This is a genomic window from Streptomyces sp. NPDC005408, assembly GCF_040606445.1.
In the GTDB taxonomy this organism is placed as follows: domain Bacteria; phylum Actinomycetota; class Actinomycetes; order Streptomycetales; family Streptomycetaceae; genus Streptomyces.
The window spans coordinates 36057-49334 of record NZ_JBEXEX010000019.1 but is presented as its reverse complement, the minus strand read 5'-3'; the positions used below and the strand labels follow the sequence as shown (position 1 = coordinate 49334).

Annotated in this window: 15 protein-coding genes; 8 read left to right on the top strand and 7 right to left on the bottom strand. The window is 70.5% G+C overall.

Annotated features, from left to right (window positions below; translation table 11 throughout):
- The first annotated feature begins 59 nt into the window (after positions 1–59).
- Positions 60–512 (top strand): GNAT family N-acetyltransferase, encoded by a 453-nt coding sequence (locus tag ABZS64_RS19605; RefSeq protein WP_355830820.1) that lies wholly within the window; start codon positions 60–62, stop codon positions 510–512.
- A gap of 2 nt (positions 513–514) precedes the next feature.
- Positions 515–913 carry a hypothetical protein gene (locus tag ABZS64_RS19600; protein WP_355830818.1) on the top strand — a complete coding sequence of 133 codons (399 nt, stop codon included), beginning with the start codon at positions 515–517 and terminating at the stop codon, positions 911–913.
- Between the two features lie 32 nt (positions 914–945).
- On the opposite strand, the gene ABZS64_RS19595 is transcribed toward ABZS64_RS19600, so the two are convergent.
- Positions 946–1782, bottom strand: coding sequence for an undecaprenyl-diphosphate phosphatase (locus tag ABZS64_RS19595; protein ID WP_355830815.1), 837 nt, complete (start codon positions 1780–1782; stop codon positions 946–948).
- A gap of 145 nt (positions 1783–1927) precedes the next feature.
- On the opposite strand from ABZS64_RS19595, the gene ABZS64_RS19590 reads away from it, so the two are divergent.
- Together ABZS64_RS19590 and ABZS64_RS19585 are read left to right on the top strand one after the other, a co-directional pair.
- Complete coding sequence (locus ABZS64_RS19590) at positions 1928–2317, top strand: BlaI/MecI/CopY family transcriptional regulator (RefSeq protein ID WP_355830812.1); 390 nt, start codon at positions 1928–1930, stop codon at positions 2315–2317.
- A 12-nt stretch (positions 2318–2329) separates the two neighbouring features.
- Positions 2330–3277 (top strand): M56 family metallopeptidase, encoded by a 948-nt coding sequence (locus ABZS64_RS19585; protein ID WP_355830810.1) that lies wholly within the window; start codon positions 2330–2332, stop codon positions 3275–3277.
- Here ABZS64_RS19585 and ABZS64_RS19580 read toward each other — a convergent pair whose 3' ends face one another.
- Entirely contained in the window at positions 3278–4735 is a 1458-nt protein-coding gene (locus ABZS64_RS19580; RefSeq protein ID WP_355830808.1) for an amino acid permease, read from the bottom strand.
- Positions 4736–4778: 43 nt separating this feature from the next.
- Positions 4779–6062, bottom strand: a complete 1284-nt coding sequence (gene lysA, locus ABZS64_RS19575; protein WP_355830805.1) for a diaminopimelate decarboxylase — start codon at positions 6060–6062, stop codon at positions 4779–4781.
- Between the two features lie 109 nt (positions 6063–6171).
- Between lysA and ABZS64_RS19570 the strand changes: the two genes are divergently transcribed.
- Entirely contained in the window at positions 6172–7461 is a 1290-nt protein-coding gene (locus tag ABZS64_RS19570) for a helix-turn-helix domain-containing protein (protein ID WP_355830802.1), read from the top strand.
- On the opposite strand, the gene ABZS64_RS19565 is transcribed toward ABZS64_RS19570, so the two are convergent.
- On the bottom strand, positions 7391–9349 hold the full coding sequence (locus ABZS64_RS19565) for a nitrate- and nitrite sensing domain-containing protein (protein WP_355830799.1): 1959 nt from the start codon (positions 9347–9349) through the stop codon (positions 7391–7393). The genes ABZS64_RS19570 and ABZS64_RS19565 overlap by 71 nt on opposite strands.
- A gap of 158 nt (positions 9350–9507) precedes the next feature.
- Between ABZS64_RS19565 and ABZS64_RS19560 the strand changes: the two genes are divergently transcribed.
- The gene (locus tag ABZS64_RS19560; protein ID WP_355830796.1) at positions 9508–10290 is read left to right on the top strand and encodes an oxidoreductase; all 783 of its coding nucleotides are present in this window, start codon (positions 9508–9510) and stop codon (positions 10288–10290) included.
- A 47-nt stretch (positions 10291–10337) separates the two neighbouring features.
- Here ABZS64_RS19560 and ABZS64_RS19555 read toward each other — a convergent pair whose 3' ends face one another.
- Positions 10338–10481, bottom strand: coding sequence for a hypothetical protein (locus tag ABZS64_RS19555; RefSeq protein ID WP_355830794.1), 144 nt, complete (start codon positions 10479–10481; stop codon positions 10338–10340).
- Between the two features lie 517 nt (positions 10482–10998).
- On the opposite strand from ABZS64_RS19555, the gene ABZS64_RS19550 reads away from it, so the two are divergent.
- Both ABZS64_RS19550 and ABZS64_RS19545 read left to right on the top strand, forming a co-directional pair.
- Positions 10999–11622, top strand: coding sequence for a TetR/AcrR family transcriptional regulator C-terminal ligand-binding domain-containing protein (locus ABZS64_RS19550; RefSeq protein ID WP_355830791.1), 624 nt, complete (start codon positions 10999–11001; stop codon positions 11620–11622).
- Positions 11592–11942 carry a serine hydrolase domain-containing protein gene (locus ABZS64_RS19545; RefSeq protein WP_355831009.1) on the top strand — a complete coding sequence of 117 codons (351 nt, stop codon included), beginning with the start codon at positions 11592–11594 and terminating at the stop codon, positions 11940–11942. The genes ABZS64_RS19550 and ABZS64_RS19545 overlap by 31 nt, the downstream gene beginning before the upstream one ends.
- Positions 11943–12008: 66 nt before the next feature.
- Here the strand turns inward: ABZS64_RS19545 and ABZS64_RS19540 are convergent, their stop codons facing one another.
- Positions 12009–12572, bottom strand: a complete 564-nt coding sequence (locus ABZS64_RS19540; protein WP_355830789.1) for a dihydrofolate reductase family protein — start codon at positions 12570–12572, stop codon at positions 12009–12011.
- Between the two features lie 131 nt (positions 12573–12703).
- The gene (locus ABZS64_RS19535; protein ID WP_355830786.1) at positions 12704–13276 is read right to left on the bottom strand and encodes a transcriptional regulator; all 573 of its coding nucleotides are present in this window, start codon (positions 13274–13276) and stop codon (positions 12704–12706) included.
- Positions 13277–13278: the final 2 nt, after the last annotated feature.

Genomic DNA, 13278 nt, shown 5'->3' with positions numbered 1-13278 from the left:
GCGTTTGATGGAACGAGAGCCCTTCGTCGGACGCCCGGCTGCCGGGAGGAGATGCAATCGTGGATCTCGTACTGCGCCCCGGAAGGCCGGACGACGCCGCGGAGTGCGGCCGGATCTGCTTCGATGCCTTCTCCAGAATCGCCCACGCGCACGGGTTCCCCTCCGACATCCCTGGGACGGACACGGCCACGGGGATGTTCGAGATGCTGCTGAACCCCGGCTACTACAGCGTCGTGGCCGAGCTCGACGGCCGGATCGTGGGCAGCAACCTCCTCGACGAGCGCTCGCCCGTCGTCGGCGTGGGGCCGATCACCGTGGACCCGACCGTCCAGAACGGAGGCGTCGGGCGCCCGCTCATGCAGGACGTCATGCAACGGGCGGCCGAGCGGCATGCACCCGGTATCCGGCTGCTGCAGAGCGGCTACCACTCCCGGTCGTTCGCGCTCTACGCCGGCCTCCGGTTCGAGTTCCGCGAGACCGTGGCCTGCCTTCAGGGCCCCCGATCGGAGTAGCCGTGCCAGGCTACGAGGTGCGCCCTGCGACGGACGCGGACCTGGCGGGCTGCAACGAGGTGTGCCGCAGCGTCCACGGGGTCGATCGCGACGGGGAGGTCACCGACGCGCTCAAGAGGGGCACGGCCCTCGTGACCGAGCACGACGGGCGGCTCACCGGCTATGCCACCGACCTGTCCTTCTTCGCGCATGCGGTGGGCGAGACCACCGAGGACATCAGGGCGCTCATCGCCGCGGCTCCCCCCTTCGGCGGCCCCGGCATCCTCGTCCCCGCGCGCAACAGCGCCCTGCTGCAGTGGTGTCTGCGAAGCGGCCTCAAGGTGAGTCAGCTCATGAGCCTGATGACCATCGGGCTCTACAACGAACGCGCCGGGGCGTATCTCCCCTCCATCCTCTACTGAAATGCCGCTGCGGCCGCGCGTGTTCGGCGCGCTCAGGCGTGGAGCACTCCGGTGCCCAGCAGCGCGAACAGGACGCCGCCGACCAGGAGGCGGTAGACGACGAACGCGTTGAAGGAGTGCTTCGCGACGTACTTCAGCAGCCAGGCGATGGAGGCGTAGGCGACCACGAAGGAGACGACCGTGCCGACAAGCAGCGGGGTTGTGTCCACCCCGGCGCCGACGGCGTCCTTGAGTTCGTACAGGCCCGCGCCCGTCAGCGCCGGAATGCCCAGGAAGAACGACAGCCTGGTGGCCGCGACCCGGTCGAGGTCGAGGATCAGGGCGGTGGACATGGTCGCGCCGGAGCGGGAGAAGCCAGGGAAGAGCAGGGCGAGGATCTGCGAACAGCCCACGAGCATGGCGTCCTTGAAGCCGGTGTCGTCCTCGCCGCGCTTGTGGCGGCCCATCTGGTCGGCCGCCCACATCAGACCGCTGCCGACGATCAGCGAGCCTGCCACCACCCACAGCGAGGCCAGCGAGCCCTCGATGAGCGGCTTGGCGGCAAGTCCTACGGCGACGATGGGGAGGGTGGCGAAGATGACCCACCAGGCGAACTTGTAGTCGTGGTGGTACCGCTCCTCGCGGTCGACCAGACCGCGGCCCCAGGCGGAGACGATGCGCAGGATGTCCTTGCGGAAGTAGACCAGCACAGCGGCGATCGCCCCGACCTGGATGACGGCGGTGAAGCCGACCACGGACGTGTCGTCGACCGGGACGCCCATCAGCCCTTCGGTGATCTTGAGGTGGCCGGTGGAGGAGATGGGCAGGAATTCCGTCACCCCCTCCACGACACCGAGCACGGCGGCCTGGCTGATGCTGATGGCACTCACAAGATCCCTCTCTGAAGGGGCAGCAGACCGGTCCCGCGCTGTCCACCGGGGACGGGCTCATGGCACACTCGGGAAACGGCAGCTTTTACACCGCCGTAGAAGTTCTACACGACTGTAGAAGCAAAGTGGAGGGCACGACAAACCCATGACTGCGCAGACGCCGGATCGAGGCCGCAAACGGGCCAACGGCGAACGTGAGGCCGAAATCCTCGCCGTGCTGCAACAGGCTTCCGGTGCCCTGACCCCGGGCGAGGTCGCCGACCGGCTCGGTGACGAGATCACCTACAGCACGGTCGTGACGATCCTCACCCGCCTGCACACCAAGCAGCTGCTCACCCGCACACCGCGCGGCCGCGCCTACGCCTACACCCCTGTCGCGGACGCCCCCGGGCTCGCCGCCCGCCGCATGCGCGGGGTCCTGGAAGAGCGGCCCGACCGCGAGACCGTCCTGGCCCGCTTCGTCGACGGCCTGTCCAGCACCGACGAGGAACTGCTGCGCCAACTGCTCACACCCGACTCGGATCCGGAACGGTAGGGCAGCCACCGGATGCGCATCGCCGTCTACCTCCCGCTGCTGCTGTCCCTGCTCGCCCCCCTGGGCGCGCGGCCGCTGGCCGAACGCTGCGAACCCCGCCTCGCCACGTGGCTGCTCACCGCCACGTCCATGGTCCTGGCCATGGCGAGCACCCTCTCGCTGGCCATGCTCGCCGCCACCGGACTGCTCCGTATCCCCCTGCTCGCAGCCCTCGGCCACTGGTCGGCCCAGGCCGCGCAGCGCGACGACCCCGCCGAACTGTCCGTCGCCCTGATCGCCGGCCTGCTGCTCGCCGCTGCCGCGTTCGCCGCTGGACGCATGCTCTGGCGCCGCGTCCGATCCCTGGCGGCTGCCGTCCTGGAAGCCGCCTGCATGCCCGCGCCGGACGGCCTCGTCGTCGTCGACGACACGGCCCCCGAGGCATTCGCCCTGCCCGGCCTCCCCGGGCGCGTCATCGTCTCCACCGGCATGCTGCACGCCCTGGAGAAGAGCGAGCACGAGGTCCTGCTCGCCCACGAACGCGCCCATCTGGCCGGGCACCACTACGCGTTCGTCGCCCTCGCGCAATTCGGCGCCGCTGCCAACCCACTGCTGCGGCCGCTCGCGTCCGCCGTCACCTTCACCGTCGAACGCTGGGCCGACGAGAGCGCCGCGACCGCCACGGGCGACCGCCACAAAGCCGCGCGCACGGTGGGAAAGGCCGCCCTGGCCGCCCACCGCGCGCCCGCCCGTTCCCGTATCCCCGCCGCCGCCCTCGGCATGCTCGGCGCACTGACCCGGCGTACGCACCTCAGCAGCGCGGGACCGGTCCCCCGCCGTGTTGCGGCTCTGCTCGCCCCGCCGCTGCGATTGCGCCCGGCCCCGGCACTCGCCACCGCGGCGATCCTCGCCGTCGCCGTCTGGTCCACCGCGGAGGCCGCCCACGACCTCCATCTCCTGCTGGAACACGCTGGCGCCTGATCAGGGCTCCGCCCGCACCACGCCTGCCTGCTCCGGGGCTGGGTCGGGGCCCGCCTCCAGCCGTGAGTTCCGGCGGCTGTAGAGGAGGTAGACGGCCAGCGCAACGGCCAGCCAGCCGCCGAACAACAAGTAGGTGTCGAGGGGCAGTTCTTGGATCAGGTAGGCGCAGGCGAGGACGGACAGGATCGGGACCACCGGGTAGCCCGGGACGCGGAAGCCCCGTTCGAGTTCAGGCGCCGTGCGGCGCAGGACCATCACGCCCACGGAGACCACCGCGAAGGCCGCGAGGGTGCCCATGCTGGTGAGGTCGGCGAGCAGGTCCAGTGGGAAGACCGCCGCGAGGACGGCGACGAAGCCGCCGGTCAGGACGGTGCTGAACACGGGTGTGCCACTGCGCGGGCTCACCCGGCGGAAGGCGGCGGGCAGCATGCCGTCGCGGCCCATCGTGTAGAGGATGCGGCTCTGTCCGTACAGCACGACCAGCGTGACACTGACGATCGACAGCACCGCGCCCGCGGAGAGCAGTGCGGCGGGCCAGCCGGCGCCGGTGATGTCGCCGAGGATGACGGAGAGTCCCGCCTCCTGCCCCTCGAATGCCGACCAGGGCTGGGCGCCCACGCCCACCACGGCGACCAGGATGTACATGGTGGTGACCACGACCAGCGCCCCCACGATGGCCTTTGGCAGCGTGCGCCGGGGGTCGCGGACCTCCTCACCGGCCGTGGAAACCGCGTCCAGGCCGATGAAGGCGAAGAAGACGGTGGCCGCGGCCGTCCCGATGCCTGCGACGCCCATGGGGGCGAACGGCTGCAGGTTGCCGGAGTCGAAGCCGGTGACGCCGACCACCACGAACAGCACCAGCACCCCGAGCTTGACCAGCACCATCACCGTGTTGACCACCGCCGACTCCTTGGCGCCCCGCACCAGCAGCAGACAGCACAGGCCCACCAGGACCACCCCGGGCAGGTTGATGTATCCCCCTGCGCCCGGCGGCGCGGAGATCGCCTCGGGCATCTGGAAGCCGAAGAGCCGTTCGGTGAGGTCGTTGAGGTACTGCCCCCAGCTCACCGCGATCGCGGCGCCGGAGACTGCGTACTCCAGCAGCAGGCACCAGCCCACGGCCCAGGCCGCGAATTCGCCGAGCGTGGCGTACGCGTAGGAGTACGAGGAGCCCGACACCGGTACCGCGGAGGCCAGCTCCGCGTAACAGAGCGCGGTGAGGGCCGCGGCCACCGCCGCGAGGGCGAAGGACACGATGACCGCCGGGCCGGCCTCCGGCACGGCGGTGCTGAGCAGGAAGAAGATGCCGGTGCCGATGGTGGCACCTATCCCGATCATCGTGAGCTGGAAGGGGCCGACGGTACGGCGCAGCCCGCCGCCTCCCTCCGACTCCGTCGCGAACGCGTGCAATGGCTTGCGCCTCAGCAGCTGCTGACGCAGCGTCGGCCGAGATGACATGGGGGCTCCTCCGGGGTGAGGGGAAACGAGGGGTGGTTGCGACTCAGGGGACATCGCGTCGCATCAGGTCGCCGTACGTCTCGCGGCGCACCACGGCCCGCGCCTCGCCGTCGCGGCAGAAGACGACAGGCGGCCGCAGCGTGCCGTTGTAGTTGTTGCTGAGGGAGAAGCAGTACGCACCGGTGACCGGTACCGCGATCAGGTCCCCGGGCCGTGGATCACGCAGCCGCACACCCGCGCTCAGGGTGTCGCCGGACTCGCAGTGCCTGCCCACCAGATGGCAGGGTTCACCGCCGCCCACACGGGTGGCGACGGTGGCCTCGAACCGCTGTCCGTACAGCGCGACTTCGAGGTTGTCGCCCATTCCGCCGTCCACGGCGACGAAGGCCGGCTCGCCCTGCTTGACCGTGACCACCCGGTAGAGCGTCACCCCGGACTCGGCCACCATGGACCGGCCGGGCTCGATCACGATCTGCGCGTCGGCGGGCAGCACACGGCGGGCAGCGTCCACCAGGGTGTCCAGGTACTCCTCGACGCTGGGAGGCCGGTCGTCGTAGGTGTAGCGGGCGCCGAGGCCGCCGCCGAGGTCGTAGACGGCGAAGGCGCCGAGGCCCGCCACCGCCTCCACCGCCCGGGCGAACGGCTCGGTGTCGAGGATCTGGGATCCGATGTGGACGTGCACCCCGTCCAGCCGCAGCTTGCTGCTGCCGCGCAGCCGGGCGATCGCTTCCCGGGCCCGGGGCAGTGTCAGACCGAACTTCGATCCTTCCTGTCCGGTGGAGACCGCGGCGTGGGTGTCCGGGCGGATTCCGGGCGTGACCCGCACCAGGACGGGCTGCTCCCCGGTGACAATCCGCTCGAGCCGGTCGATGTCGTCGAAGTTGTCGATGACAATCAGTCCGGCACCGGCCTCCACGGCCATCCGAAGCTCGCCGTCGGTCTTGGCGTTGCCGTGCACCACCAGAGACGCCGGGTCGACCCCGCCCGCCAAGGCCAGGGCCAGCTCACCGCCGCCGGCGACATCGATACTCAGACCCTCCTCTGCCAGCAGCCGGTACACGGCCGTGCAGGGAAAGGCCTTGGAGGCGAAGGCCACCCGCGAGTTCGCCCAGCGGGCGGCGAGTCCGTCCGCGTAGCGGCGGGCACGGGCCCGCAGCGCAGCCTCGTCGACGATCAGTGCGGGGGTGCCGAAGCGCTCCGCGAGCCCGGTCACCGGACAGCCGCCGATCACCAGCCCGCCGTCCCGATCGAGCACCGTGCCCGGCGGGAACAGCCCGAGCAGTGCTTCCTGGGACGGCGGGGTGGTCGGCGCGACCGGGATGGCCATGATCTTCCTCCGGGTGTGCGGTGCGGCGGCCCCGGGGTGGGGACCGATCGCCCCATGGTCGAGCCCGCCCACCACCCCCCGCCTTGGCGAGTGCGCCTAGAATCCCGCCATGAATTGGTCGGATACGCCAAGCCGGGACGGCGGCGACGGGACCGGCGAGGAGCTCTTCGCTCTCGCCGATGCCATCGCCGCGGTCATCGGCGGTTCGGTGGCCATCGAGGACCTGGACACCCGGGTGCTCGCCTACTCGACACTGCCCGGCCAGCGCATCGACGAGCTTCGCCGCCAGGGCATCCTCGGCCGGCACGTCCCCGATCAGCCGGGACCGCAGGCCGAACGACAGCAACGCCAGTACCGGCAGGTGCTGGCCGACCCCGGTGTCGTACCGCTGCCGGGTCTTGCCGAGGGCGAGCTGCCGCGCGCCGCCGTCGCCGTCCGCGCGGGAGACCTCCCGCTCGGCACGATCTGGGCGATCACCGACCACACTCCCCTCGACGAGGCCGGGGAACGGGCCCTGCTGGACGGCGCCGGGACCGCGGCCCTGCACATGCTGCGCCGCCGCGGCGCTGCCGCCTTGGAGTTGCACGCCCGCGACCGGGCACTGCGCGCCTGCCTGGACGGCACCGCCCCCGCGCAGGAAACGGCCTACCAACTCGGCCTGCCCGCGAGCACGCACGTGACCTTGCTCGGCTTCGCCCCGGTCGGCGCCTCCGCGGAAGCGGGTGCGCTGCTGACCCGTATCTGCGCCGGACTCGGCCGGCACTGGGCGGCCGTACGCCCCGCGGCCGCGGTCGCCACCGGCCCGCGCGCCGTCTACACGCTGCTGCCCGGCGACGACCTGGAATCGGCACGGCGGCTGACCGCGCAGGCGCTCGCCGCGATCGCCCGCCCTCGCTCGGAACCCCTGCGCGCCGCCGTCAGCCGACGCGCAACAGGCCTCAACGAACTGCCCGAGCTGCGCTCAGAGGTGGATGACGTGCTGCGCGTGACCACCGGCGACGCCGACGCGCCCCAGGTCGCCGCCCTGGCCGACGTCCATGCCCGCGTGCTCATCGCGCACCTGGCGGACGAACTCGCCCGCCGGCCACGGCTGCGCCACCCGGGCGTCGAGGCGATGCTCGAACACGACCGCACCCATCACACGCACTACGCCGCATCGGTGGCAGCCTGGCTGGACGCAGTCGGCAATGTCGGTGAAGCGGCGAGACGCCTCACCGTGCACCAGAACACTCTCAAGTACCGACTGCGCCGCACGCGGGAGCTGTTCGGACTCGACCTGGACGACCCGGACGACCGGCTCTCCTGCTGGATGCAGTTGCGGATCGGGCTCAGCCGGCCGTCGCCGACTGCGTCTGAGGCACATCGACGAGCGCGGTCGGCAGGGCCACGTACGCCGTGACTCCGCAGGCACCGCCCTGGCCGCCCTGGGTGGGGCGCAGTTCGACCTGGGCGCCGAGCCGGGCCGCGAGCGTCCCGACGACGTAGTGGCCGAGGTAGCGGGTAGGGGCGACCAGGAAGGACTCCCGGCCCGCGAGTCGGGCGTTGGAGCGGGCCAGTTCCTCGGCACTCATGCCGGAGCCGCGATCGACGACCGCGAGGCAGTACTCGCCGCCGTCGCGCCAGCCGTAGATCTCGACCGGGCGGGATGGAGGCGAGAAGATCAGGGCGTTCTCGATGAGTTCGGCGAGCAGATGGGAGAGCTCGGCGACGGCCCGGCCGCGGATCCGCCCCTCCTGTACGTCGACCACGGCGACGCGCTGGTACTGCTCGACCTCGGCGATCGCCGACTGGACCACCTCGGCCGCCTTCACCAGGCCCGACCAGGTGCGCGGCGGCAGTTCCTCCCCCGCGAGCACGAGCAGCGACTCGGCATTGCGGCGCATACGGGTGGCCAGGTGGTCGAGTTCGAACAGGTCACCCAGTGCGTCCGGGTCGATCTCCTGGCTCTCCAGGGCGGTGATCAGGCCGAGCTGGCGGGCGAGCAGCGCCTGGTTGCGGCGGCCGAGGCTGGCGAGCGACTCGGAGCTGTTGCGCCGCAGCACAGCCTGCTCGGTCGCAAGACCGATCGCGGTGTGTTCGACATTGTGCAGGGCGGAGGCGAGCCGGGTGAACTCGCGGGCGCTGTCAGGGACTCGGCGGGACGACTCGACGGCGAGTTCGTCGCCCGCTTCCGCCTTCTGGATGCGGGCGACAGCGGCAGGCAGCCCGGCACGGGCGACCAGGTCGGCCTCATCGGCGAGTGCGACCAGCGGCCGGGTGATCGAACGGGCCGAGAGCACGGCGAGTGCGGTGGCGACCGCGAGGATCAGCACACCGAGGCCGATGAATCCGCCCAGCTGGCCGGTGGCGCCGTCCCCGATCCGGTCCGCGCGAGCCCGTACCTCGGCGCCGATCTGCCGCTGAACGTCATGGAGTCGGTCGACGAGCGCGGTCATCGACGTCCACCAGCTGCCGGGGTCCACGGCGAGCCGGCGGCCGTCGGCTCCGGCCTCTGCCTGCTTCTCGTAGCCGGTGGCGCGCCGGGCGTCGCCGGTGGCGAAGGCGGCGTCGAGCGCGGACTGCTGGGCAGGGGTGGCGAGTTCGGCGTACTGGCGCAGGAAGGCCTGCCGGTCCGCCCGTACTTCGGTGAAGTCGAGGAACTCGTCCTTCTTGAAACGCCGTGCCGCGAATACCCCGTTGAGGAACCCGCGCTCAAGGGCGATCGCTTCGGTGGCGCGGCTGAGGGCCTGCAGGGCGCCCATCCCGTCGGCGAGGGCGCGGTCGCCACGAGCCGGTTCTGCCGCCGAGGCACCGATCAGGCCGTCGATCGCCTTGGTGTACGCGGCCAGAGTCGGGGAGCGCTGGGCAGTGCGGCCGTCAACCTGGCGGCGCACGGCTGCCACGGCCGAGACCGGGCCCAGGGCGTCCCGTAAGTCGCCGCCGGTGTCCACTTCCGGGCCGTCCTCCCCGAGGAGGAGCTCGAATCCGGTGCGGGCGGTGTCGGTGCGTACGCGCTGAGCTTCGACGTCGTCGCGGTATTCCGCGGCGCCGCCCAGCAGCCCATTGGTGAGGCCGCGTTCACGCTGCAGCTCGCGCACGAGGCCCTGGGCCTTGAGGACGAGTTCGACACGGCTCGCGGTCTCGCGGGCCGCGGACCAGCCGGATGCCCGGTCGGCTACGCCGAGGCCGGTCACGACCAGGAGCAGACAGGTGGGGACGGCGAGCACGATGGCCACTCGGCCGCGAATCGTGCCCCAGCCGGGCAGGACGGGCAGTGCTGGCAGAAGTCGTCGTCGGTTGCGCTTCACATCCGACGACGATACGAACCGGCAGGGCCCGCGTGGTTTCCCGGCAGTAAGGAGCTGGTTGCTGCCGGATCACAAGGACCATGGCCGCGTCGCGCACCGTACGCCACGTGCCCGTAACGCAACATGAACGGACCGAAGCAGACAGGAAGGAATCCACCATGGACCTGCACCTGGCCGACAAGGTCGCGATCGTGACCGGCGCGAGCCGAGGGATCGGACTGGCCGTCACACGTGCCCTGGCCGACGAGGGCGTCACGGTCATCGCCGGGGCGCGCAGCCTCACTGACGAGCTGTCACAGCTCGCCGAGGGCGGGCGGGTCCGGCCGGTGCAGGTGGACTTGGCCACGCCGGACGGCCCCGCGATGCTGGTTGAGGCCGCCGGGTCCGGCGGACTGGACATCCTCGTCAACAACGTCGGCGCGGTCCGTCCGCGTACCGGCGGCTTCCTGTCTGTCACCGACGACGACTGGATCTCCACCCTGACGATCAACTTCCTCGCCGCGGTTCGCACCACGCGCGCCGCCCTGCCCCACCTCATCGAGCGCGGCTCGGGCGCTGTCGTGACCGTCAACTCGGTCAACGCCGCGCTTCCGGATCCCCTGGTCATCGACTACAGCGCGGCCAAGGCCGCCCTGGCGAATTTCTCGAAGGCGCTCTCGAAGGAAGTCGGCCCGCGAGGAATCCGGGTCAACACAGTCAGCCCGGGGCCGGTGAGCACCGCTCTGTGGCTCGGTGACGACGGCGTCGCAGCCACCGTCGCCCAAGCCCACGGCATCAATCCGGCCGCGGTGGCCGAACAGGCGGCGAGCGATTCGGTGACCGGCCGGTTCACACGGCCGGATGAGGTCGCGGACCTGGTCGTATGGCTGGCCGGCGACCGGGCGTCCAACATCACGGGCGCCGACTTCACGATCGACGGCGGCCTCATCAACACTCTCTGAGGCTCGGATGGGAGACCCGGTCGCGGCCTCGCGGCCTTCAGGTGGCGTCAGCCGTTGTTCTTCCAGTACTGCCGGTTGCAGTAGCCGTCAGTGCCGTCGTTCAGGCAGAGCAGGAACTCGTAGGTGTCCCCCTCTTTGAGGTCGTACTTGCCGCCCATGCTGGCGCGCAGTCGTGCACACCCCGTCGCCACCGGCCCTGATCCTGTATCCCTCGGCGGTACGGGTGCTCTCGACCTTGAGCGTCGCCGCACGGCCGTCCGCGTCCCCGTCGCACACCTTCACTATGTCGCCGTTCTTGGTGAAGTAGGCCAAGCCGCCGTAGTCCTCCCACGGCATCGACACGTCTCCCAGCGAATGCATGCTGTAGTCCGCGGCTGATGCCTGCGGCGACATCGCGAAGGTGAAGGCGACTGTGGCGGCAGCCGCTCCCGCGGCCTTGAGTGGCTTCATTCGAGGTCCTCCCGTTGGTGATGCCGGCACGGTTTCCCCGAACGCCCCACACAGTCCTTGCGCGGGGCAGTTGCATGCCCCGTGCCGCTTGTGTTGTGGCTCACTGAGCGCCCGCGCGCGTGAAGCCCCGGGGCGCGGCGTGACGCCGGCGCCTTGTGAGGCGCCGGCGTTGCTCCCCCGTTCAGCTTAATGCGCGTTTGCGCGCGTTAAGCTGGTGCGACACTAGTGGGACAGTCACCCACGACGCAACACGGGGCCATGACAGAGCGACAGCCACACGGCGAAGCCCGCCCCGGCGGGCGAACAGCCCGCACCCGCACGGCCGTTCTGGCCGCTGCATTCGAAGAGCTCGACGTCGGTGGGTTCGGCGCGCTCAGCCTCGAGAAGCTCGCGGAGCGGTCCGGGGTTCATGTCTCGACCATCCGACGGCGCTGGCGGACGGTCGAAGGCGTCATCGGCGACCTGCTCGCCCAGCACAGCACGACCATCCCCACCCCCGACACGGGCGACTTCCGTCAGGATCTGCACGGCCTGGCCCAGGTGATCGCGGACTTCCACGCAAGCAGGCGCAACCGCAACCTCATCGAAGGAATCGTGGCGGCCGCCGCGCGCGACCCACGCCTCGGCGACATCGTCGGTGGCGCCTTCGCGGCCCGTACGCAGCACGTCACTCAGCTCGTGCACCGTGCGATCGAACGCGGCGAACTCTCACCGGACACCGACGCCACCGCGGTCATCGCCGCACTGAGCGCGCCCTTCTACTACCGGCTCCTCGTCATCCGCGGCCCCATCGACGCCCGCCTCGTGCACACCAGTGCCGAAGCCGCCTACCACGCCGCCCGCGCCGGAGCATACGCCGATCCACCCCATACAGACGGCTGAAAGCAGGAGCCGGGCGGCACCCCGTTCCCAATGGCGCGCAGATCACCATTCGCGAGCTGCTGAACCACTCCAGCGGCATTCCCAACTACGAGGACAACCCGAAGTATCTGGCGCCCTACCTGGCAGGCGACGTCGCGCACGTCACCACGCCACAGCAGCTCGTCGCCCTGGGCACCGCGCTCAAACCGGCCTTCGCTCCCGGCACCAGCGCGGCGTACTCCAACACCAACTACACCGTGGCCGGGCTCAGCAGGCGCCGCGACAGCGAAGCTCTTCAACGACGCGTTCTGCAAGTGAAGTGCCGCGGCGGCGTACCGTGACCTCGCGCCCGCACCACGGGACCGAACGACGGGACGGAACCACGGCCAGGCGGGCAGGTTCCCCGCCTACTGCACCCGCTCGAAGGTGAGGATGCTGACGCCGTCGCCGACCACCCTGGACTCCGCCAGGCGCAGCCGCTTCTTGTCGGTCGTGGCTCCGAAGAGGCGCTTCCCTGTCCCGAGGATGACGGGGAAGACCATCAGACGCAGCTCGTCGACCAGATCGTGCTCGAGGAGCGCCTGCACCAGCCGCGCGCTGCCGTGGACAACGATGTTCCCGTCCTGCGTCCGCTTGAGGTTCGCCACCTCCTCGGCCACATCGCCGCTGAGCACCGTGGAGTTGGTCCACTCGGCCTTGTCGAGTGTCTTGGAGATCACATACTTGGGCATGTTGTTGAACTTGTCCGCGAACTCGCCCTCGCGGGAAGGCCAGGCGGCGGCGAATCCCTCGTAAGTGGTCCGTCCGAGCAGCAGCGCGGCCGTGTCCCGCGTCTCGTCGAGCTTGAACTGGTCTCCCTCTCCGCGGTCGATCTCGAAGCTCCAGCCGTCGTACTTGAAGCCCTCGCCCCCGCCGGGCGCCTCGATGACACCATCGAGCGAGACGAATTCAGTGACGATGATCCTTCCCATATGCTTCCTCCGCTTCACGGCATGTATGGGTCATGACGCACTGATTCTGCCGCTCACAGGGCGATGAGCAAGGACCGCCGCAGTACGATCCGAAAGATGGCATGGCCATCCTCAGAGGCTCGCAGCCGCCACTACGCGGCGAAGCCGACGTTGGTGACGTACTCGTACTGGCCCCACTGCGAGCCGAGGTCTTCGATCTGGTCGATCCAGGCGGCGTCCAGGCCCTGTTCGTCGCCGCGCGCCCACGCGTCGACGATGTGGTCCCAGCGGCGGACATTGAGCGTGCGGTACTCCACTACTCGCTGATGGGGACGGCTCACCTGGGACTGGTTGAGCGGGTGGATCTCGACCCGGGTCCCTCGTCCGCGCGCGTTGAGCCGGCCGGTCAGATAGCGGGCCACGTTGTGCCGTCGCACGGTGCGGTAGGCGGCGTCGATCCGCTCAAGGTTCTTGCGCGACGGGTTGCGTCTGCCGTCCAGCCAGGCCTTCAGGGTGCGGTCGGTGACGGTGAGACCGGCATCCCGGGCGGTCGCGCGGGCGTGCTCGGTCCTGGTCAGATAGTGGAGGCGGGCCATGAGGCCGCGCTTCTGGGTGACAGGGGTGGCGATGAAGCCTGCGAGGGCGTCGAGCTGACGCGCCACGGCTTCACTGCCTTTGATGCCGCGAGCGCCGAACTTACCGAACTCAATGGTGCGCTCGGGCATGT

Coding starts and splice junctions, on each gene's coding strand:
- ABZS64_RS19560 (WP_355830796.1), top strand. CDS start 9,508: ATGGACCTGCACCTGGCCGACAAGGTCGCGATCGTGACCGGCGCGAGC.
- ABZS64_RS19535 (WP_355830786.1), bottom strand. CDS start 13,276: ATGCCCGAGCGCACCATTGAGTTCGGTAAGTTCGGCGCTCGCGGCATC.
- ABZS64_RS19550 (WP_355830791.1), top strand. CDS start 10,999: ATGACAGAGCGACAGCCACACGGCGAAGCCCGCCCCGGCGGGCGAACA.
- ABZS64_RS19570 (WP_355830802.1), top strand. CDS start 6,172: ATGAATTGGTCGGATACGCCAAGCCGGGACGGCGGCGACGGGACCGGC.
- ABZS64_RS19580 (WP_355830808.1), bottom strand. CDS start 4,735: ATGTCATCTCGGCCGACGCTGCGTCAGCAGCTGCTGAGGCGCAAGCCA.
- ABZS64_RS19590 (WP_355830812.1), top strand. CDS start 1,928: ATGACTGCGCAGACGCCGGATCGAGGCCGCAAACGGGCCAACGGCGAA.
- lysA (WP_355830805.1), bottom strand. CDS start 6,062: ATGGCCATCCCGGTCGCGCCGACCACCCCGCCGTCCCAGGAAGCACTG.
- ABZS64_RS19585 (WP_355830810.1), top strand. CDS start 2,330: ATGCGCATCGCCGTCTACCTCCCGCTGCTGCTGTCCCTGCTCGCCCCC.
- ABZS64_RS19540 (WP_355830789.1), bottom strand. CDS start 12,572: ATGGGAAGGATCATCGTCACTGAATTCGTCTCGCTCGATGGTGTCATC.